General features: G+C 66.0%; 16 protein-coding genes. 9 read left to right on the top strand and 7 right to left on the bottom strand.

What is annotated here, in order from left to right; genetic code table 11:
• Positions 1–5: 5 nt before the first annotated feature.
• The 3 genes from AC1DMA_RS22630 to rpoN all read right to left on the bottom strand — a co-directional run bounded on the left by AC1DMA_RS22630 (position 6) and on the right by rpoN (position 4,333).
• Complete coding sequence (locus tag AC1DMA_RS22630; protein ID WP_478145568.1) at positions 6–875, bottom strand: hypothetical protein; 870 nt, start codon at positions 873–875, stop codon at positions 6–8.
• A 112-nt stretch (positions 876–987) separates the two neighbouring features.
• Positions 988–2,814, bottom strand: a complete 1,827-nt coding sequence (locus tag AC1DMA_RS22625; RefSeq protein ID WP_478145567.1) for a glycoside hydrolase family 2 TIM barrel-domain containing protein — start codon at positions 2,812–2,814, stop codon at positions 988–990.
• A 106-nt stretch (positions 2,815–2,920) separates the two neighbouring features.
• Entirely contained in the window at positions 2,921–4,333 is a 1,413-nt protein-coding gene (gene rpoN / locus AC1DMA_RS22620; protein WP_478126299.1) for an RNA polymerase factor sigma-54, read from the bottom strand.
• Between the two features lie 227 nt (positions 4,334–4,560).
• On the opposite strand from rpoN, the gene AC1DMA_RS22615 reads away from it, so the two are divergent.
• The 3 genes from AC1DMA_RS22615 to AC1DMA_RS22605 all read left to right on the top strand — a co-directional run bounded on the left by AC1DMA_RS22615 (position 4,561) and on the right by AC1DMA_RS22605 (position 6,283).
• Positions 4,561–4,956 (top strand): hypothetical protein, encoded by a 396-nt coding sequence (locus AC1DMA_RS22615; protein ID WP_478145566.1) that lies wholly within the window; start codon positions 4,561–4,563, stop codon positions 4,954–4,956.
• A gap of 169 nt (positions 4,957–5,125) precedes the next feature.
• Positions 5,126–5,464, top strand: a complete 339-nt coding sequence (locus tag AC1DMA_RS22610) for a hypothetical protein (protein WP_478126297.1) — start codon at positions 5,126–5,128, stop codon at positions 5,462–5,464.
• 108 nt (positions 5,465–5,572) lie between these two features.
• On the top strand, positions 5,573–6,283 hold the full coding sequence (locus AC1DMA_RS22605; protein ID WP_478126296.1) for a YebC/PmpR family DNA-binding transcriptional regulator: 711 nt from the start codon (positions 5,573–5,575) through the stop codon (positions 6,281–6,283).
• Here the strand turns inward: AC1DMA_RS22605 and AC1DMA_RS22600 are convergent.
• A complete protein-coding gene (locus tag AC1DMA_RS22600; protein ID WP_478145565.1) occupies positions 6,280–9,021 on the bottom strand; it encodes an MGH1-like glycoside hydrolase domain-containing protein in 2,742 nt (913 codons plus the stop codon). The genes AC1DMA_RS22605 and AC1DMA_RS22600 overlap by 4 nt on opposite strands.
• Positions 9,022–9,175: 154 nt before the next feature.
• On the opposite strand from AC1DMA_RS22600, the gene AC1DMA_RS22595 reads away from it, so the two are divergent.
• The 4 genes from AC1DMA_RS22595 to AC1DMA_RS22580 are packed head-to-tail and all read left to right on the top strand — an operon-like array spanning position 9,176 to position 14,399.
• Entirely contained in the window at positions 9,176–9,943 is a 768-nt protein-coding gene (locus tag AC1DMA_RS22595) for a glucose 1-dehydrogenase (protein ID WP_478126294.1), read from the top strand.
• A 5-nt stretch (positions 9,944–9,948) separates the two neighbouring features.
• Entirely contained in the window at positions 9,949–11,496 is a 1,548-nt protein-coding gene (locus AC1DMA_RS22590; protein ID WP_478126293.1) for a GMC oxidoreductase, read from the top strand.
• Positions 11,497–11,499: 3 nt separating this feature from the next.
• On the top strand, positions 11,500–12,693 hold the full coding sequence (locus AC1DMA_RS22585) for an MFS transporter (RefSeq protein ID WP_478145564.1): 1,194 nt from the start codon (positions 11,500–11,502) through the stop codon (positions 12,691–12,693).
• Between the two features lie 8 nt (positions 12,694–12,701).
• Positions 12,702–14,399: a SulP family inorganic anion transporter gene (locus tag AC1DMA_RS22580; protein ID WP_478145563.1), complete on the top strand. Its 1,698-nt coding sequence runs from the start codon at positions 12,702–12,704 to the stop codon at positions 14,397–14,399.
• 11 nt (positions 14,400–14,410) lie between these two features.
• On the opposite strand, the gene AC1DMA_RS22575 is transcribed toward AC1DMA_RS22580, so the two are convergent.
• Positions 14,411–15,688, bottom strand: coding sequence for an SGNH/GDSL hydrolase family protein (locus AC1DMA_RS22575; RefSeq protein ID WP_478145562.1), 1,278 nt, complete (start codon positions 15,686–15,688; stop codon positions 14,411–14,413).
• 101 nt (positions 15,689–15,789) lie between these two features.
• On the opposite strand from AC1DMA_RS22575, the gene AC1DMA_RS22570 reads away from it, so the two are divergent.
• Together AC1DMA_RS22570 and AC1DMA_RS22565 are read left to right on the top strand one after the other, a co-directional pair.
• Entirely contained in the window at positions 15,790–16,677 is an 888-nt protein-coding gene (locus AC1DMA_RS22570) for a LysR family transcriptional regulator (protein ID WP_478145561.1), read from the top strand.
• A gap of 147 nt (positions 16,678–16,824) precedes the next feature.
• Complete coding sequence (locus tag AC1DMA_RS22565; protein WP_478145560.1) at positions 16,825–17,193, top strand: response regulator transcription factor; 369 nt, start codon at positions 16,825–16,827, stop codon at positions 17,191–17,193.
• Here AC1DMA_RS22565 and AC1DMA_RS22560 read toward each other — a convergent pair.
• Positions 17,169–19,610: an efflux RND transporter permease subunit gene (locus AC1DMA_RS22560; protein WP_478145559.1), complete on the bottom strand. Its 2,442-nt coding sequence runs from the start codon at positions 19,608–19,610 to the stop codon at positions 17,169–17,171. The two genes, AC1DMA_RS22565 and AC1DMA_RS22560, sit on opposite strands and share 25 nt — an antisense overlap.
• Complete coding sequence (locus AC1DMA_RS22555; RefSeq protein ID WP_478145558.1) at positions 19,610–20,683, bottom strand: WD40/YVTN/BNR-like repeat-containing protein; 1,074 nt, start codon at positions 20,681–20,683, stop codon at positions 19,610–19,612. The genes AC1DMA_RS22560 and AC1DMA_RS22555 overlap by 1 nt, the downstream gene beginning before the upstream one ends.
• Positions 20,684–20,690: the final 7 nt, after the last annotated feature.

Here is a 20,690-nt window from a genome sequence, read left to right as displayed (position 1 = left end):
GACGCTCAGGGCGAAAGCTCGGCGGTTGCAGGAGCGGTCGCGGTTGCGGTCCCGGTCGCGGATCCCGTCGAAATTGCAGAGGCAGCCAGCGCCGCCGCGCCAGCCGTGGTCACCGGGCGTTGCGGCGCGATGGTGCCGCCGCGCGCGAGATGCGCTTCGATCTTGCGTTTCTCCATCCATGCCACCAGCCCCTCTTCATCGAGCCCCGGCAGCTCGCGGCTGTATCGATGGCCATGCTCCAGCGTGCGCATTTCGCCCCACTCCGGAAATGTGCGATGCACTTCCGCGAGTTCTTCATCCGGATCGATGCCCATGCTGCGCAGCCTGCGATAGAACGGACCTTCGACGCGGTCCATCGGCTTGGTGTGGTCCATTGGCACAGCATCGACGATGCTGATGCGGCTCTGCCCGTCCAGCAGCGACGACCACGCGTAATCGATGCCCCAGGTACAGCGGGTGAGCAGAAAGGTCGGCAACAGCACCCCCAGCGCATCGCGCGAGAAGCATGGCGCCATCACCTCGACAAAATTCACCTGGCGGACTGCACAAACCGGATTGCGTATGTTGATCAGGTGATTGACGTTGCTCCCCCATGCAATGGCCGGTTGGCTCAGGAACAGCCGGTTGGTCTCGCAGATGCGAAAGAAGCGGGACACGTCGCCAGGCGCAAAGCGAAGGTCGTCGTCGATCATCATCACGTAGCGGTAGGGCATGTTGGCGACGGAGCCGCCGAACATCTCATTGAAGGCTTCGAACTTGTTGAGAGCACCGGGCTGGAACAGTTCGGCCCCGAAATCCCCGGCCTTGCTGCCAGGAGGCGCTTCCCACCCGTTGATGCAGCAGTCCCAATTCCGGTCGGGGTCGTTCGCAAGCATTTCGGGGTGCAGGGAATTCCTTCCCGCTCGGACGAAAACAAGATAGTCGCGCATGGATGTGAGTGAAGTGGAGGTCGATCCGCACTTCAGGGCAAGCGGCGTGCCCGCCGATCTACACGGTGCCTGGGATCCATGAGCGCGACAGGCTGGTCGCGGCCTTGATCCGCTCCAGCGGAATCTTGGGCGTGCGGTCCGCATTCAGCAGACCGTTGGCCTCCTGGAACGTGTCGGCGAACTGGGTGTAGCAAAAGCCACTGAAGATCGCCGCGTGGACGATGGTTTCCAGCAGCCGCGCATACAGCTCGCCGAACTCCTCCGCGTCACGCGCCACCGCGTAGCCCCAGACCTTCTTGGTGTCGTGCCCCACGGGCAATGTCAGCGGCGCGGGCTCGGCCTGCTTCGCATGAAAGGCGATGCCGCCGAATTCGGTCAGCATAATGGGCTGGCCTTCATGCGGATGATCGTCCAGCGTCAGCACGCGGCCGGCGGGCCAGCGATGCTCCAGCAGTGCCTGCCGCGCGGTTTCGGCGCCGCCGTAGCGCTTGCGCAGGTTTTCGGTGTCGGCGTCGTAGTCGTGCACGCCGATGATGTCCGTCGCGCTCGACTCCCAACCGTCGTTCCCAATCACCGGCCGGCTCCCGTCGAGCGTCTTGGTCAGATGGAACAGCGCCTGCACCGCATGCCGGTGCGCCCCGACCGACGGCAACTCGGGCACGCCCCACGACTCGTTGAACGGCACCCAGACGATGATGCACGGATGGCTGTAGTCGCGGTCGATGGCCTCTGTCCATTCGCGCACGGTTCGCTTGATCGCGCCGCGCGTGAAACGATAGGCGGAAGGCATCTCTTCCCACACCAGCAGGCCCAGCCTGTCGGCCCAGTACAGATAGCGGGGGTCCTCGATCTTCTGGTGCTTGCGCACTCCGTTGAAGCCCATTGCCTTCGCGAGTTCGACGTCGCGACGAAGCGCGTCGTCATCGGGCGGAGCCAGCAGCGTGTCCGGCCAGTAGCCCTGGTCCAGCACGAGGCGCAGCAGGTAGGGCCGGCCGTTGAGCATGAAGCGGTCGCGCAGGATGTGAACCGAGCGAAGCGCGGTGTATGAATCGATCGTGTCGATCACTCTTCCGTTGCGCAGCAGACGCAGCTTGGCATCCAGCAGCGTCGGACGCTCGGGGGTCCAGAGCATCTCGTTGCGGAAGTCGTCGATGCCTGGGTCCGACAGCACGATCGAGCGGTCGACCTCGCCTTCGATCACCTGGTAGCGGTCACGCGCGAGCAGCTTGTCGGCATGCCGCAATTCGATCTCGATCGCCAGATCGTCCGAGATCTCTCCGGCGATGCGAGCTTCGAAATAGAGCGCGTAGCCCTCCACCTTCGGCGTCCAGCGGATCTTGTCGATGTAGGTCCTGCCGACGCGTTCCAGCCACACGGTCTGCCAGATGCCTGTCGTGCGCGGATACCAGATCCCGTGCGGTTCGGCTTGCCAGTCCTGCTTGCCGCGCGGCTTGGTGAGATCGCACGGATCGTCCTCGGCCCGCACCGTGACAACCTGCCGACCCGCAGGGTCGAGCAGATGGGTGATGTCCGCGGAAAACGGCGTATGGCCGCCGTCGTGCGTGACAGCGAGCCGGCCATTGACCCAGACGCGCGCGGCATAGTCGACCGCGCCGAAGCGCAGGATGACCCGGCCACCGTCGGGCGGAAGTTCGACGTCGCGCTGGTACCAGCAGACGTAGTGGAAGCCGCGGTCGCCAATTCCGCTCGCTTCTGATTCAGGCGGAAACGGAACGCGTATCTCACGAGGCCACGCGGAGATGTCGTCCGGGCTGAGAAAGGCGCGTTCGTCGTCGAAGCAGAAACGCCACACGCCATTGAGCGACATCCAGTCATCTCGTCGAAGTTGAGGGCGCGGATAGGCAGGGTTCAAGGCAGAGTCCAAGTCGTGCTCCTTGTGCATTCCCCCGGCCCGGGCGGGGCGCGGCCGGCCGGACAGGTTAGGGGCTCGCCCGACCGGAGCGTGTCGGAGCATGCCGCATATGCCGCATCTAAGGCCGCGGCTGCGCGCCCCTGCGCCGCTGTTCGAGCGGCGCGATGTTCAGGGCCTGCCGGTACTTGGCCACCGTGCGCCTGGCGATGCGAAACCCCTGGGTCGCGAGCGCCTGCGCCAGCGCAGGGTCGCTCAGCGGAGCGTCTTTCTGTTCGCCTTCGATCAGCTCACCGATAAGGATCTGAAGGGCCGCCGGCGCCGTCTCGCCACCGGCTTCGTGCGGCATGCCGCGCGAAAAGAAATGATGCAGCTCGAACACGCCGTGCGGCGTCGTCATGTACTTGTGGTGGACGGCCCGCGACACCGTCGACGAATGCACGCCGACCTCATCGGCGATCGCTCGCAGGCCCAGCGGTTTCAGCGCGAGCGGTCCATGGTCCAGGAAGAGCTTCTGACGGCCGACGATGGCCGTGGCGATGTCGAGGATCGTCGAAACGCGCTGCGCCGCGTTGCGCACAGTCCATCGCGCCTGGTCCAGGCAAGCCTTCATGGCCGAGTCGCCTTCGGTCCTGTGCTTTTCGAAAAGGGCGGCGTAGGCCTGATGCATGCGCACCCGTGGAATCGCGCTTTCGTTCAGCGACGTCCGCCACGCGCCTCGCACCTTGGAGACGACCACGTCGGGAACCACGACGCGCGCGATGCCATCCGCGTAGCGCCAACCCGGGCGCGCATCCAGCGACCGTATGCAGGCGGCGGCGCGCTGCACTTCGGCCTTTGACGCATTCAGCAGCTTGGCAAGCTTGTCCAGCTTGTGAGCGGCCAACAGCTCGAGATGCGCATCGGCGATGGCGCGGGCCATGGCGCGCGTCGGCGAATGCGGCAGCGCGTCGAGCTGAAGCCGCAGGCATTCGCCGAGCGAACGGGCGCCGACGCCCACCGGGTCGAAAGCCTGCACGCGGCGCAACGCGACCCGCAACTCGCATTGCGCATCCGTCCCGGCTTCCCCCAGGGCCGTGCCGAGCTCGTCCAGCGAGATGCGCAGGTAGCCGTCGTCGTCCAGCGCTTCCACCACCGCGTCGGCGAAGTAGCGCTCGCGCGCGTCGAGCCGCAGCACCCCCACCTGCGCGTGCAAATGCTCGCGCAATCCGGCGGGGACGGGCAGGTTCTGCAGGTGGTCCGCGCTGTCCTCGTGCGAGAGGCGCTGCCGGGGGTCGTGCCCCCACATCCGGTCGAGTCCGGCGGCCCAGTCCGACTCCGATTCGAAGCGAGCGGCGGCAGGAGTTGACTGCGGGTTTTCCGGAAGGCTTCCGGGCATGTATTCCAGGTCGAGGAAGGGGTTGCCTTGCGCAACCTCCTGCAGAGTGTCCGCATAGTCCATCGAGGACATCTGCAGCAGGCGCACCGCATGCTGGAGCCTGGGAGAAAAGACCATGCTTTGCGCCAAGCGCGCCTGGAGGTGTATTTCCGTCATCGCCTTCTACATTGAACGTCGAGCGACCGATGCGCAACGATCATGCCAATCGCCTGTTGCCGGCGCTCCAGAGGCGCAAGCCTTCATGCGCCTGAAGCGGCCTGCAAGTTGGCGGCCACCCCTCGCAATCCATGCGGCAAATCTTGCGGGAGACGGAGCGAGCAGGGGGTGCTTCGCGGGCACGGCTATTGCTCGAACGACATGGACGATCACCCCGGAAGAGCGCCATGAAATGGACAGAATGCTACGAGCGAATTCAGATGCTGAGTCCGAAGTCGGCCAAGCTTGCCGCGCGAATGCTCCGCAAGGACCGCCTTGTTCCGTCGAGCTGGGCTTTCTCGCTCGACCTGGCGCTCACGTGCCGCGCAAAAGGCTCAGGGCCCGTCACCGAAGGCGACTTCGAAGTCATCGCCGCCAATCAGAAGGCGGAAATGTCGCAGCCGCCTGAGACGCTTGATGGAGATCAGCGGCGGGCCTGGGAGTTCGCAGCAGCGGTGAGGGGGTTCCCTGTTCACAAACCCAGGGTTGAGAGCGAACGCGAACCCATGGAGGCGCGCGAGCCCGCACTGGCGCAAATCGACAGGAGTGTTGCGACCGGCCGACACCGTTTGGCTGCAAAGTAACTTGATGAAGCTCTTTTTGCCGCAAACCTTACCGGCTTCCTGGGGCCGCGGCGTCGGTTTGCGCTTACGACAAAAGGGCTGACCTTCGTGCGCCGCAAGAGCGGCCGGGGCAGTCATGCTGGCAGTCCACGTCCTTGACGTGTTTCAGTTCCACCCGCCTGGAGAATTCATGGACAGCGACAAAGCTCAAGTTTTTCCCTTTCCCACTGCCGAGCATCACGACAAGCTGCCCGAGATGGCTGAGCGGCCCGTGGAGCAGGCGCCGACCGAGTCGGCACTCGACCACGGCATCGAGGAGTCCTTTCCTGCCAGCGACCCGGTGTCGGTGAATGTAAGCAAGGTAAAGCACGCGCCGGTTGCGCCAGTGACGTCGCAGGACGCGAACGCACCGGGCAAGCCGGGCGGCGAGTCGCGATCATTGAAGAACCCGCTGACCTGGGTCTACGCGGCTGCGGCCGTCGGAGCGGCCGTGGTGTATGCGGCGACGCGCCGCAAGCGCCTGTATTAAGGCGCCACGCCCGACGCCTTATGGCGCCCGGGAGCCGCCCGGCAGCCCATGCTTCGCCTGCGGCAGAATCCTTGACCCGCAGCAAGTCGACTTCAAGGAACATCACACATGGGCGCGCAATGGAAAGCCAAGCACAAGGATCTGGCGGCGAACGCCAAGGGGCGCTTGTTCGGCAAGCTGGCCAAGGAAATCATGATTGCAGCGCGCAGCGGGGCCGATCCGGCATCGAATGCGCGCCTGCGGCTGGTGGTCGAGCAGGCTCGCAAGGTGTCCATGCCCAAGGACACGCTGGAGCGCGCGATCAAGAAAGGCGCCGGCCTGACCGGCGAATCCGTGCATTTCGATCATGTGATCTATGAAGGCTTCGCGCCGCACCGCGTCCCGGTGATGGTCGAATGCCTGACCGACAACGTGAACCGAACGGCGCCTGAGATGCGCGTGCTGTTCCGGAAGGGCCAGTTGGGCGCCTCCGGTTCCGTGGCCTGGGATTTCGATCACCTCGGCATGATCGAGGCCGAACCCCAGCAACCCGACGCCGACCCCGAACTCGCCGCCATCGAGGCTGGCGCACAGGACTTCGAGCAGGGCGAAGAAGGCGTTGCGGTGTTCCTGACCGATCCCGTCGATCTCGACCTCGTCAGCCGCGCGCTGCCGGCGCAGGGCTTTTCCGTGCTGTCGGCCAAGCTCGGCTACAAGGCCAAAAACCCGATCGATCCGGCCAGCCTGAGCGCCGAGGCGCTGGAAGAAGTCGAGAGCTTCCTGGCCGCCATCGATGCGAACGACGACGTACAGAACGTGTTCGTGGGGCTGGCGGGTTAACTGCGCGTGAAGTGCGGCGGCACCGGTACCTGTCCGCCTGCGTCTTTCAGCGCGTACTCGCCATGCTGCCGGATCAGCTTGGCGACCAGCCCGGTCCAGCCGGTCTGGTGGCTGGCGCCGAGGCCGGCGCCACTCTCGCCGTCGAAGTACTCATAGAAGAGCACCAGGTCCCGCCAATGCGGATCGCTGTTGAACTTCTCGTATCGGCCATTCGAAGGGCGCTTGCCGTTCCCGTCGCGCAGGAAGATATTGACCAGCCGCTGCGACAGGTCGGTGGTCACCTGCCAGAGAGTCATCGAATGGCCGGTGCGCGCGGGCTCGGGCACCTTGAAATCGTCGCCGAGGAAATAGTGGTGCTTCTGCAGCGCCTCGATCAGCAGGAAGTTCAGCGGAAACCACACCGGGCCGCGCCAGTTCGAGTTGCCGCCGAACATGCCGCTGGTCGACTCCGCCGGTTCGTAGTCGAGCGTGAAGGTCTGGCCCTCGATATTCATTACGCAAGGGTTCTGCGCATGCGTCTTTGAGACGGAGCGAATTCCGTGCGGACTCAGAAGGTGCGCTTCGTCGAGCACGATCTCCAGCAGGCGCGCGAGCTTGTGCGAATCGACGAGAGCCAGCCGCATGCGTTCGTGAACGCCGATGTGGGTCATGTCGGCCAGATTGCGCAGCAGTTCGGGTCGGTTGTCCGCAAACCACTGATAGCGTTGTTCGTAGTCGCGGAAGCTGTCGAGCATGTCCTTTTCGCCGACAGCGATCGCGAACAGCGGCACGAGGCCCGCGACGGTATAGGCATTGACGGGAAAGCGGCGCCCGTCGGGCAGCAGCAGCACGTCGAAGTAGTAACCGCGCTCCTCGTCCCACAGGCCACGCGTCTCCGTGCCGATGTGGTTCATCGCGTCCCCGATGTAGACGAAGTGCTCGAAGAACTTGGTCGCCACGTCTTCGTAGGTCGGATTCTCGAAGGCCAGCACCAGCGCGATGTTGAGCATGTTGAGGCAATAGGTCGCCATCCAGCTGGTGCCATCGGCCTGCTCCAGATGGCCGCCGCCGGGGAGGCCTGAGGTGCGATCGAACGCGCCGATGTTGTCCAGCCCGAGAAAGCCGCCCTCGAACAGGTTGTTGCCTTCCTGGTCCTTGCGATTGACCCACCACGTGAAGTTGATGAGCAGCTTGCGGAAGATGCGTTCGAGAAAGACCGTGTCCATCCGGCCGGTCATCTTCTGCTCGATCTGGCAGATGCGGATCGCGGCCCAGGCATGCACCGGCGGATTGACGTCCCCGAAGGACCACTCGTAGGCGGGGATCTGCCCATTCGGATGCATGTACCACTCGCGGGTGAGCAGCAGCAACTGGTCTTTTGCGAAGTCGGCGTCGATCATCGCGAACGCGACGCAATGAAAGGCCATGTCCCAGGCTGCGAACCACGGGTATTCCCATTTGTCGGGCATCGACAGCACGTCGCCCGTGGCAAGGTGGGTCCATTCGTGGTCGCGGCCCTGCTTGCGCTCCTCGGGCGGCGGCGACTGCAGCTTGTCGCCTTGCAGCCAGTGCGCAACCACGAAGTGGTAGTACTGCTTGCTCCAGAGCATGCCGGCGAAAGCCTGGCGCTGCACGTTGCGCATGTCCGGCGGCAGGTCGAAGGGCGTGATGCGCTGGTAGAAGGCATCGGCCTCTTCGATACGGCGCGCGAACACCGCATCGAACCCACTGCCGAGTGCGTCCGAGAGCCGGCCGTCGTTCGACAGCCGCAGCTTGACCACGCAGCTTTCGCCCGGCTGCAAGGTGCGCCGGTAGAGCGGCGCGGCCTTGGTGCCGACGTTCGCGCGATTGACCGCATCGTGGCGCCCGTGCACCACGAAGTCGCCAAAGGCGTCCTTCGCGAATCCCTGCGCCGGACTGCCCCAGAGCCGGGCGGCGTTGCTTTCGTTGTCGGTAAAGAGCAGGTCATCGGAGGGTTCGTGGTAGAGCCAGTACGTACCGAGCCTGGCGTGCGTGGCGGCGATCGCATGAGGCTGCGCAGGGTCCTTGGCGAGCCGCGGCTTGGGCTTCCTGCCGGACCACGACCATTCATTGCGAAACCACAGCGTGGGCAGCAGATCGAGCGGCGCCGGCTCGGCGCCGCGATTGAACGCGCTGATGCGCACCAGCACGTCGTCCGTGCCCGCCTTCGCATATTCGACGAAGACGTCGAAGTAGCGGTCCTCGTCGAAGATGCCGGTGTCGAGCAGCTCGTATTCGGGGTCGTGACGGCCGCGCCGGCCGTTCTCAGCGACGAGCTGGGCATACGGAAAGGCCTGCTGCGGGTACTTGTACAGGTATTTCATGTACGCGTGGCTCGGCAGGTTGTCGAGGTAGAAGTAGTACTCCTTCACGTCCTCGCCGTGATTGCCTTCCTTGCCGGTGAGCCCGAACATCCGCTCTTTGAGGATCGGATCGGCACCGTTCCATAGCGCCAGCGCAAAGCACAGGCGCTGCTGGTCGTCGGAGATGCCGGCGATGCCGTCTTCGCCCCAACGGTAGGCGCGTGAACGCGCCTGGTCATGGGTGAAGCTCTCCCATGCATCGCCGTTGGCGCTGTAGTCTTCGCGCACCGTGCCCCACTGCCTCTCGCTCACATAGGGCCCGAAGCGGCGCCATGGGACCTGCTTGTCGCGAACTTCGGCCAGGCGCTTGTCTTCTTCCGAGGGTTCGGCTGGGGCGGATGGGGTAGGTGCGGTGGGTGTGGTGGGTGTGGTCAATTCGGCTTTTTTCCGCTGCGGTGGGCCCGCCTGCTTTTACTGCCGCCCGAAGCGCCAGTCAAAGTCAGGCACTGCGAGGCAAATCGGGGTACAAATCCGACGGTCGCACGACCAGCGACATCACCAGCCACATCACCAGCCAAAGAGGAACGCCATGTCACTCAAAGGAAAGATCGCCATCGTCACGGGTGGAAACAGCGGAATCGGCAAAGCCATCGCGCTGGGGCTGGCCAAGGCCGGTGCCAACGTCGTGATCGACTATGTCGCCAATCCGGAGGCGACCGACGAACTGGAGCGGGAGATCACGGCGCTGGGCGACCAGTCGATCGGGGTGGAGGCCGACGTCAGCAAGGTCGACGACCTGCAGCGGCTCGTCGATGCCGCCGTCACGAAATTCGGCAGGATCGACATCATGGTCAACAACGCCGGCGTCGAGACCCGCACGTCGGTGCTCGACACGACCGAGGCCCAATACGAGAAGGTGCTGGACATCAATCTCAAGAGTGCCTTCTTCGGCACCCAGTTGGCGGCCAGGCAGATGATCAAGCAGGGCGGCGGCGGGCGGATCATCAACATCACCTCGGTGCACGAGGATTGGCCGATGCCCGGCAACACCGCCTATTGCCTGTCGAAGGGCGGCATGCGCATGCTCACCCGAACCGCCGGTGTCGAACTGGCGCCGCACGGCATCGGCGTCGTCGGCGTCGGCCCCGGCGCAGTGGCCACGCCGATCAATCTCTCGACCATGCAGAACCCCACCTTGCTGGCGGTGCTCAACAAGGCCATTCCGCTCGGCCGCATGGCCCAGCCCGAAGAAATCGCCAACGTCGTGGTGTTCCTCGCAGGCGACGGTGCCAGCTACGTGACCGCCACCACGATATTCGCGGACGGCGGCATCATGCAGAGCAGCCCCGGGCTGTAGCCGCCATGGACGGGCACTACGACGTCATCATCATCGGCAGCGGCGCCGGCGGCGGCACACTCGCGCATCGCCTGGCGCCTTCGGGCAAGAAGGTGCTGATCCTCGAACGCGGCGACTGGCTGCCGCGCGAGGCGGCCAACTGGAGCGTTGCGGAGGTCTTCGCCGACAACCGCTACATCTCGGCGGACACCTGGTATCTGCCCAGCGGCAAGGCCTTTCAGCCGCAGGTGCACTACTTCGTCGGCGGCGCGACCAAGATGTACGGCGCGGCGCTCTTTCGCCTCCGCAAGGAGGACTTCGGCGTGATGCGGCATCACGACGGAATTTCGCCCGCCTGGCCCGTCGGCTACGAAGAGTTCGAGCCCTACTACACAGAGGCCGAACAGCTCTACCAGGTGCATGGCGAACGCGGCACCGACCCGACCGAGCCGCCAGCCAGCGCGCCCTACCCCGCTCCGCCGATCTCGAGCGAGCCGCGCATCGCAAAGCTCGCCGAAGACCTGAAGGCAGCCGGCTACAAGCCCTTTCACGCGCCGTCGGCGGTGATGATGAACGAGGCCGACATGGCCTACAGCCGCTGCATCCGCTGCCAGACCTGCGACGGCTTTCCATGCCTGGTGCATGCCAAGAGCGATGCCGAGGTGATCGCCGTGCGGCCTGCGCTGGAACACGCCAACGTCACCCTGGTGCGCAATGCACGGGCGCTCAAGCTCGAGAGCAACGGGGCCAGCGTTACCGGCGTGCTGGCCAATGTGGCGGGCATCGAGCAGCGCTTCTCGGCCGACATCGTGGTGGTTGCCTGCGGCGCTGCCAATTCAGCGGCCCTGCTGCTGCGTTCGGCGAGCGATGCGCATCCCGCCGGCCTGGCCAATGGGTCGGGCCAGGTCGGTCGCAACTACATGTTCCACAACAGCCAGGCGGTGCTTGCGCTGTCGCTGACGCCGAACGACACGACATTCCAGAAGACGCTCGCTCTCAACGACTTCTATTTCGGCATGGACGGGTTCGACTATCCGATGGGCAACATCCAGATGATCGGCAAGACGCTCGGCGGCATGTACCGCGCCGAGAAGGCGCTGCTGACCGCACTGGTGCCCAGCCGTGCGCTGGACGACATCGCGCGGCATGCGGTCGACTTCTGGTTGACCACCGAGGACCTGCCCGATCCGGACAACCGCGTGACTGTCGATGGCGATGGGCGACTGACGCTTGCCTACACGCCCAACAATCAGGTCGCCAAGCAGAAGCTCTACGAAAAGCTCCGTTCGATGCTCTCGCAGCTCGGCTTCAAGTCCCACCATCTGCTGGGACGGAACGTCTACATGCAGAGCGACATCGCGCTGGCCGGCTGCGCGCACCAGGCCGGCACCTGCCGCTTCGGCGACGACCCGGCCAGCTCGGTGCTCGACCGCAACTGCAAGGCGCATGAGCTCGACAACCTGTATGTCGTGGACACCAGTTTCTTTCCCAGCATCGGCGCGGTGAATCCGTCGCTGACCGCGATCGCCAACGCATTGCGCGTTGGCGACCACCTGCTGCAGCGGCTCGGCTGAAGCGTGGCCCGCACTGCAAGTCGATTCGAAGTCGGCGTCCTCTATGCCGCCGGCGTGGTGCAGGGACTGGCGCTGGTGAGCTTTCCGGCCGCAAGCGCCATCCTGACCAGTCCGTCCGGCTTCGGCTTGTCCAGCACGCAATTCGGGCTGATGTTCGTGCCGCAGGTGGTGCTGGCGATCCTGGCGTCCGCCTTCGGCTCGCGTCTGGCGCTGCGCCTGAGCCTGCGGGGCGTGCTGTTGCTGGGGCTCGTCGGCGATCTGATCGCGATGGCACTGCTGGCCGCGAGCCAACTCTGGATGGGCGCGCCAGCGGCTTTCGTGCTGCTGTGCATTGCCACCGGCGCGCTGGGTATCGGCTTCGGTGCAACGGTGATGGCGCTGAACACGCTGGTGGAAGGCTTCTTCCCGGACAACGCCGACAGCGCCGTCCTGCTGTTGAACGCGCTGCTCGGCGTGGGGACTGCATTGGCGCCGCTGCTGGTTGCGTTGTTCACAGGCTTGGGCGCATGGTGGGGCTTGCCGCTGCTGATGGTGGCGTTGATCGCGTTGCTGCTGCTTGCCACGGCCAGCGCCGCGCTGCGCCTGCCCTACAAGCCTTCCGGCGGCGACAGCCAGCTGCCGCGCCGCTTCTGGTGGTATGCCGCCGCGGTGCTGCTCTATGGTGTGGTCGAGACGCTGAGCGGCAACTGGGCGACGCTCTATCTGTCCAGCCAGCGCGGCATTCAGGCGAGGGATGCGTCGTTCGCGCTCACCGCCTTCTGGTCGGCCGTGACCCTGGGACGGGTGCTGATCGCCTTCCTCGAACGTGCGGTGCCCGCGCGCTGGATCTACCTGGCGCTGCCGGTGCTGCTGGCCGCGGTCTTCCAGTGGGTCGCCCGGGTCGACGGCGCCTGGGGCGGCATCATCGCCTTCGGCTTGGCCGGGCTGGCCTGCTCGGCTTTTCTCCCGCTCAGCATCAGCTTCGCCGGCACCGAGATGCCGCGCCAGGCAGCCACGATGTCGGGCGTGCTCATTGCGTTCTATCAAGTGGGCTACGGCGTGGCGGCCTTCGGCGTTGGACCCTTGCGCGAACTCACCGGCCTCGACTACGCGAGCCTGTTCGCAGTCGGCAGCGTGGTTGCGCTGGTACTCGCCGCCGTGGCGGTCGGGCTGGTCCGCCGTCCCCGCCGTCCCCGCCGTCCCGCACCTGCGGCATAGTGCCGGGCATGCAGTTTCGCCTTTTCACTTCGCTGCGCGGCTATCGCGCGGCATGGTTGTCTCGAGACCTGGTCGCCGGGCTCATGCTGGCGGCCATCGCCATACCCGGGCAGCTCGCGACCGCGCGCCTCGCCGGCATGCCGCCCGAGACGGGCCTTTATGCCTTCGCCGCCGGCTCGATCGCTTTTGCGGCCTTTGGCGCGAACCGCTTCATGTCGGTAGCGGCCGATTCGACGATCGCGCCGATCTTTGCCGGTGGCCTGGCCTCGATCGCGGTCGGCAGTACCCTGGCGTATCCACAACTTGCGAGCCTGCTGGCGCTGATGGTCGGCATCGTGCTCGTGGCGGTGGGGCTGCTGCGCGCCGGCTGGCTCGCAACCTTGCTGTCGGTGCCGGTCACGACCGGCTTTCTGGCCGGCATCGCCGTACACATCATCGTCGGCGAGCTGCCCACGCTGTTCGGCGTGCCGGGCGAAGCGGGGCATGTGCTGGTGCGGCTGGTCCATGTCCTGGCGCGGCTGCCCGATGCCAATCCTTATTCAATGGCGCTCGGCTTGGGGGTGCTGGCGACGACGATGCTCGCCTCGCGCATCAGCGCGCGCATACCGGGCGCGCTGATCGGGCTGGTCGCGGCCGGCCTCGCGGTTGCTTTGTTCCATCTGCAGGCGCGCGGCGTGAGCCTGCTCGGCGCACTGTCGGTGCCGCTGCCCCACATCGGTGTCCCGGCGCTGCCCGACATCGGCAGTTTCAGCCGCCTGCTGCAACTGGCGCTGGTGGTGGCGATGGTCTGCATCATGCAGACCGCCGCGGTCGCCAGCACCTTTCCGTCGCAAGAAGGCCGGCCCGATGACGTCAGCCGCGACTTCGCCGCCGTTGGTGCTGGCAGCGTACTTGCGGGGCTGCTCGGCGCCTTCGCCGTCGATGCCAGCCCGCCGAGCACCGCCATCGTTCGCGAGTCGGGTGGCCGTTCGCAGATGGCTGCATTGGCCGCAGTAGCGCTGATCGTCCTTCTGGCCGCCGTGGCCTCCGGGCTGATGGCCTACGTGCCGCATGCGGCGCTCTCGGGCATCCTGGTCTACATCGCGCTGCGCATCTTCCGCGTCGACCAGATGCGCCTGATCAGGCGCCGGGGCGGCAACGAGATCCTGCTGGTGCTGGCCAGCGCCGTGCTGGTGATCGCGCTGCCCATCGAAACCGGCATGCTGCTGGCGATCGTGATGTCTTTCGTGCATAGCCTCTACGTGGTGGCGCGGCCGTCATGCGTCGAACTCGCGCGCGTGCCGGGCAGCACCGTGTGGTGGCCGCCGGTGCCCGGCGCACCGGGCGAACGGGTCGCCGGCGTGTTGGTGATCGCGCCCGGGGCGCCGCTCAACTTCACCAATGCCGAGCACATCTGCGCCTACATCGACGCGGCCATCGCGCGGCAGGTACAGCCGGTGAAGCTGTTGGTGATCGAGGCCACCGGCATCATCGATATCGACTACACCGGATCGCAGATCCTGCGACGGGTGATCGCCGAACTGGCGCGTGCCGGCACCTCGGTCGCGATCGCGCGGCTCTCGGCCGGCCGTGCGCAGGCGCAGGCGCAACGCACCGGCCTGCTCGACACGATCGGTGCCGACCGCGTGTTCATGTCCGTGGAGGATGCGGTGCGCAAGCTTGCGCCCGGCGCGACCGCCATGGCCCCTGCGCTTGCGACTGCCTGAGGCCCCCCGGTTCACCTCGCCAACCCAGCCGCCGTCAACGCCGGAAGCCGCTCGTGGACTTGGTCCCCGCCAAGCAACTGCTGCAAGTCGATCGCCTGCCCCATCGCTCGATAGCCGGCATCGCTCGGGTGCAGATGGTCTCCCGAATCGAATTGCGCCAGCAGGCGGCTCGGCCGCGCCGGGTCTCGCAGCAGTTGGTCGAAGTCCACCACGGCGTCGAACACGCCGCTCTCGCGGATCCACTGATTGAGCGCTTGGCGGGTCGCGTCCTTCTGGGCGCTGTAGTGGCCTTCGAGCGGAGTGCCCTGCAGGGCATCTTCAAACGGTGACACCGTGGCACCGATCACACGCACGCCCCGCCGATGCGCTTGCGCCACCAGTTGCTGGAAGCCGTCCGTAAGAGCCTTCAGCGTGACCGGCGGCTCGTGCGGCGCGAACGCGCCACCGGGCCAGCCGATGTCATTGGTGCCCAGCATGACGATCACCGCACGCACGCCTGTTTGCTGCAACACGTCCCGCTGCAGGCGCGCCAGGGCGCTTTCGCCCATGCCGTCGCGAAGCAGCCGATTGCCCGAGATGCCTGCATTGAGCATCGCTACGCCATGCGGAGCGAGGCGTTCGGCCAGCACGTCAGGCCAGCGGTGATCCGCACCGGGCGTGGCGCCGTTGCCGTCGGTGATCGAATCGCCCAATGCCACAACGGCGACCGGCGCTCGATCGGACTGCACCGCCACTGCGGCCAGGAACGCACGTGAGTCCAGAGCGTCCCCGCCCGCCGCACCGGCGCGCCCGACGGCATCGCCGGGCAGCAGCCACGTGCGCTCGCGGGCGTCCCAATGAAAGCCCGCCGGCCGCGATGTCCCGGGCAGGTGCAAGTCGATGGTCAACCGGGCGCCATCGCCGGCCGCCAGCGCGACCGGATCGCTCAGCACCTGCGAGCCCGCCGCTATCTCGACCCCTTGCCTGCCTTGGAATGTGACCGGCAAGCCGTCGACGGCGCCTTCGAGCGCCACTTGCGCCCGACCTATCTTCAGCGGCGCCTTTCCGTAGACATTGCTCAGCACCAGCCGGAGGCGCTCGCCGCCCACCGCCAGTCGCAACGACTGGCGCAGCGTGACGTCCTTCATCGTTTCGGAGATGCCCAGCGGGAGCACGAAGTCCGCGTTCCAGGTCGGCTCGGGCGCCGCGATCCAACTGGTGGTCCAGTGCTGCGACGCCGCGCCGCCCCACGCTGCAGTGGCCGCCAGCAGACCGCCGAGCATTGTCACGGTGGCTGAAATTTTCCTCATCGGATGTCCTTGACAGTTTGGATGGTCGGACTTTGAGGTATTCGTATTGGGTATGGAAGACTGCAGAATGGAAGACCTCCTCTTACTTTTTGGAATGGCGTATGGACAGGCTCAGGGCCATGGATGTCTTCGTTCGAGCAGTCGAGTTGGGCAGCCTGTCGGCTGCCGCGCGCGACCTCGGTAGCACCCAACCCACGGTCAGCAAACTGATCGCGGGCCTGGAAGCCAGCGTGGGAGTGCGCCTTCTGGAGCGCAGCAGTGCCCGCGCCGCACCCACGGACGAAGGGCTCCGCTTCGTGGCAAGCGCCCGTCAGATCCTCGCCGACTACGAAGAGACCGTGGCCGAGCTCGGCCAGCGAACCCGCGCACCGCGTGGGCTGGTGCGCGTTTCGGCGCCGGTCGCGTTGGGAGAGCTGCATCTCAACAGGCTGATGCTCGAGGCGCTCGGCCAGCATCCGCAGTTGCAGGTCGAGCTGCTGCTTGAAGACCGCTTCGTCGATCCCGTGCAAGAGCGCATCGACATCTCCGTGCGGATCGGCGGCGCGCCCGCTCCGGATCTGGTTGCGCAGCCGCTGGCGGTCTGGCCGCGCTACCTTGTCGCATCGCCCGGCTACCTGAAGCTCCGCGGCAAACCAAGGAGACCCGAAGACCTGGGCGACCATGCGTACCTTCGCTATGGGAGCGGCAGCGATGACGCCCTGGCACTCAGCGCGGCGGACGGGCGCAGTGCGACGGTGCAGGTGCCTGCGCGCTACCGCGTCAACAGCGCGATTGCCCTGCTCGAAGCGGTGCGCTGCGATGCCGGCATATCGCTGCAGCCAAGCTGGATGGTGAATCCGTTGCTGCGTTCGGGCGAACTCGTCCGCCTGTTGCCTCGCTGGAGCGGCCCCGCGCAGGTCGCCCAGTTGCTGCACGCGCCGCGCCGCCGGCAGGCCATGCGGGTGCAAGTGATGCTTGACTTCCTGCTCGCCACCTTGCACCGCCTGTAGTCAGGCCAGTGAGCGCGCTCCGGCGGTAGAGCGGCCGGTGTTGTCAAAGAGTCGCGACCGCACCAAAGGGCAGTTTCGCAAATCCCGTTCCTTCGGTAACTTGAGGGCCGAAGCCAAAGTTCCGGCGCGCCTTCAAAGACCGAGATTGTGGACCGACACACTGTATTCATCATTGATGACGACGAAGCCTGTCGCGACTCAATTCGCGAGCTGGTCCTTGCGGTCGGAATGGCGGCGGTCGTCTTCAGCTCCGCGTTCGAATTCCTGGCGGCCTTGGAGGCGAGCTGGCGAGGCTGCCTGGTGCTGGACTTGCGCATGCCGCGCATGAATGGTCTCGCGCTGCAGCAGCGACTCCGGGAAATGGGCGTTCAACTGCCGATCGTCTTCATCAGCGGCAGCGTCGACATATCAACGGCCACCCAGGCCATCAAGGATGGCGCAGTCGACTTCCTGCAAAAGCCCTATCCGCAGGAACAGTTGCTCGAAGCCATTCAGAGGGCCCTGCGCTGGGATTGAAAATACCGGTCATTGAGCAGGAAGTGCGACAGCGCCGGGATGAGCACCAGCGCGCCGACCATGTTCCAGACGAACATGAAGGTCAGCAGGATGCCCATGTCGGCCTGGAACTTGATGGGCGAGAAAGCCCAGGTGACGACGCCCGCGGCGAGCGTGACACCCACGAGCGCAACGACCCTGCCCGTGAAGGTGACCGCCTCCGAGTACGCCTGGGCCAGGCTGAGCCCGCGCCTCTGGCCTGCCAACTGCACGGAGAGCAGGTACAGCGCATAGTCCACGCCGATGCCCACGCCCAGCGCAATCACCGGCAAGGTCGCCACCTTCACGCCAATGCCCAGCCACACCATCAGCGCCTCGCACAGGATGGAAGTGACCACCAGCGGAATCACCGCCACCAGCACCGCGCGCCACGAGCGGAAGGTCAGGAAGCACAGCGCGATCACCGCCGCATACACGTAGAGCAGCATCGTGCGATTGGCCTCGCGCACCACGATGTTGGTCGCCGCCTCGATGCCGGCCGAGCCCGCAGCCGGCAGGATCTGCACCAACGCAGGGTCGGTCGGATGCGCCTTGACGAAGTCTTCGACGACCGCCAGCACGCTCTGCAGCGTCTTGGCCTTGTGATCCGAGAGATAGACCACCAGCGGCATCACCGAGCACTCGGTGTTGAAGAGTTCCGGATTGTTCACCGTCGCCTGTTGCCCGCCGTAGTTCAGGACATCCTGGTTGCGGCTGATGGTGAGCCACTTCGGGTTGCCCTCGAAGGAACCCGCCGTGATCTGCCGCACCACATCCTGCAGGCCAACAGTGGCACGCACCTGCGGCAACTGCTGCAGTTCCCAGGCGAGCGCGTCCACGTGCGCGAGCGTGTCGTACTTCAGGCACCCTTCCTTGGGCGTCTTCACGATCACCGCGAACAGGTCGCTGGAGAGTGAGTAGTTCTTCGTGACGAAGGCGTTGTCGCGGTTGTAGCGCGAATCGGGCCGCAGCTCCGGCGCGCCGGGATCGAGGTCACCCACCTGCAAGTTCAGGCTGACGGCAAAGCCGAAGACCGCGAGCGCCGCCGACACCAGGACTGCGCTCAGAGCCCAACTGCGCCTGCTGGCGAAGTTGTCCAGCAGGGCCCACAGCCGCGTGCCTCGCCCTGCAGCCTGTTCCTGCTCCACGCGCAGGCTGCGTGCGGCGGCCTTGGGACTCACGCCCACGTACGACAGCAGCACGGGAAGCAACAAGAGGTTGGTGAAGATCAGCACCGCCACCCCGATGCTGGCCGTCATCGCGAGTTCGCGAATCACCGGGATCGGGATCAGCGCCAGCACCGCAAACCCGACCGCATCGGCCATCAGGGCGGTGACGCCGGCGAGGAACAGGCGCCGGAAGGTGTAGCGCGCAGCCACCAGCCGGTGCGTGCCGCGGCCGATGTCCTGCATGATGCCGTTCATCTTCTGCGCGCCGTGGCTCACGCCGATGGCGAAGACGAGGAAGGGAACGAGCATCGAATAGGGGTCGAGTTCGAGCCCGAACAGCCTGACCAGGCCCACTTGCCAGACCACCGCGACCAGCGAGCACGCGAGCACCATCGCCGTGCTGCGCACGCAGCGCGTGTAGCCATACAGCAGCAGGGCCGCAATCAGCGTGGCGACGCCGAAGTACATCATCACCTGCAAGAGGCCATCGAGCAGGTCGCCGATGATCTTGGCAAAGCCGATCACATGCACCTTGACGCCCCAGGGCTTGCCGTCGGGGGCGAGGCCGTGCTCGTACTTGTCGCGGATCTGGGTCTCGATCTCGCGCGAGAGGCGCCAATAGTCCAGACGCCCGTCCTTGCCGTTGTCCAGCAGCGGGGCAACGATGGCGCTGGACTTGAAGTCGTTGGCCACGAGGCTGCCGACGAGCCCCGCGCGCGCGACATTCAGGCGCAGCTTGTCCACGCTGGCGCTCTTGCCGTCAAAGGTGTCGGGCATCACGGGGCCGCCCTGGAAGCCCTCTTCGGTGACTTCGGTCCAGCGCGTGGCCGGCGTCCACAGCGACTTGACCCAGGCGCGATCGACACCCTGCGTCAGGAACAGGTCGTCGTTGATGTGCTTGAGGGCATCCAGGTAACGTGCATCGAAGATGTCGCCGTTCTCGTTCTCGACGACCACCCGCAAGGTGTTGCCCATGCCGCGCAGCTCGCTGCGGTTTTGCAGGTAATTCTGGATGTAGGGATGACCCACGGGGATCATCTTGTCGAAGCTGGCATTGAGCGACACGCGCGTCGCGAAGAAGCCCAGCACCAGCGTGGCGATCACGCAAGCCAGAGTGACCACCAGGCGATGATTGAAGACCGCGCGCTCGAGCCAGTTGCCCGAGTTGCGAGGAAACTGGGCGAGGTCGCGCACGACCGGCATCTGGCCCAGTCCGGAAGAGGTGGCCATTACTTGTCCTTGGTGATGAGGTCCAGCGTGCGCAGGCCTCGCGGGCCGCCCAGCACGAGCGACGAAGTGCTTGCGAAGGCAATGGCCGCGAGCGGCGCCTGCGAGCCGATGGGCGAGCGCGTGAAGCTCAGGCCGCCGTCAATGCTGAAGGCGATGCCGCCGCCCTGGTCCGCCAGGGCCAAGGTGCCGTTGGCGGCGACCGCGGCACCGACGATGCTCGCGGCCAGCTGCGTATCCACGGGCGACCAGGCCGCCCCGCCGTCGGTGCTGATGAACGCATGGCCGCGCATGCCGAAGGTCAGGATGGCGGCCTTGGTGGCCACCAGGCCGAACAAGCTGCCCTTGTACGGCGAGGGCAGCGCCATGAAGCGCTGGGCGCCCGCGTCCAGCTTGAGCAGCAGGCCGCCCTCCCCGGCGATGTAGACCGCTCCGCCTGCGGCGCGGATCGCGTAGAGATTGAGAAGACCGGGGTTGTCCACGCGATCGAACCACGGCTCCCAGGTCTTGCCACCGTCGGCGGTGCGCATCACGAGCCCGTAGGCACCCACGACGAAGCCCTCGTTGGCGTTGGCGAACCAGAGATCGAGGAAAGGCTTGTCAGGCCCGGCGTCCGCGTTGCGCTGCGCCTCTTCCAGGAGCTTGCGGTCCTGCTCGCTCGTGTCACTCGCATTGGGCATGGCGACGCGACGCTTCATGTGTTCGAGCACCAGCGCATTGACCTGGCGGCCATCGAGCAGGCGCGTCCAGCTGTTGCCGCCATCGCGCGTGCCGAGCACAACGCCGTCGTGGCCGGTGATGTATCCCGTCGTGTCATCGACAAAGCACACCGCCGTGAGGTCCGAGCGCACCGGCACCAGCGACTGCGTCCAGACACGGCCGCCATCACGCGACAGCACCACATGCCCGCGCTGGCCGACCGCGACCAGCCGATCGCCGGTGCGCGCGATGCCGGTGATCAGCCGCTGGCTGGCCAGCGCACTCATGCGCGCGGGTTGCTCCAGGACCTCGCCGGCGCGCAAGGCGGAGGCGCCCAGCGTGCCGAGCACGGCCAGCAGCATGCTTCTGCGGTGCACAGGTCGC

This window comes from Variovorax sp. 05N34 (assembly GCF_056397405.1).
Note: the sequence above shows the minus strand (reverse complement) of the source record. Positions and strands in the feature narration are given on the sequence as shown.

Coding starts and splice junctions, on each gene's coding strand:
- AC1DMA_RS22595 (WP_478126294.1), top strand. CDS start 9,176: ATGTCACTCAAAGGAAAGATCGCCATCGTCACGGGTGGAAACAGCGGA.
- AC1DMA_RS22560 (WP_478145559.1), bottom strand. CDS start 19,610: ATGGCCACCTCTTCCGGACTGGGCCAGATGCCGGTCGTGCGCGACCTC.
- AC1DMA_RS22630 (WP_478145568.1), bottom strand. CDS start 875: ATGCTTGCGAACGACCCCGACCGGAATTGGGACTGCTGCATCAACGGG.
- AC1DMA_RS22575 (WP_478145562.1), bottom strand. CDS start 15,688: ATGAGGAAAATTTCAGCCACCGTGACAATGCTCGGCGGTCTGCTGGCG.
- AC1DMA_RS22610 (WP_478126297.1), top strand. CDS start 5,126: ATGGACAGCGACAAAGCTCAAGTTTTTCCCTTTCCCACTGCCGAGCAT.
- AC1DMA_RS22570 (WP_478145561.1), top strand. CDS start 15,790: ATGGACAGGCTCAGGGCCATGGATGTCTTCGTTCGAGCAGTCGAGTTG.
- rpoN (WP_478126299.1), bottom strand. CDS start 4,333: ATGACGGAAATACACCTCCAGGCGCGCTTGGCGCAAAGCATGGTCTTT.
- AC1DMA_RS22580 (WP_478145563.1), top strand. CDS start 12,702: ATGCAGTTTCGCCTTTTCACTTCGCTGCGCGGCTATCGCGCGGCATGG.
- AC1DMA_RS22615 (WP_478145566.1), top strand. CDS start 4,561: ATGAAATGGACAGAATGCTACGAGCGAATTCAGATGCTGAGTCCGAAG.
- AC1DMA_RS22590 (WP_478126293.1), top strand. CDS start 9,949: ATGGACGGGCACTACGACGTCATCATCATCGGCAGCGGCGCCGGCGGC.
- AC1DMA_RS22605 (WP_478126296.1), top strand. CDS start 5,573: ATGGGCGCGCAATGGAAAGCCAAGCACAAGGATCTGGCGGCGAACGCC.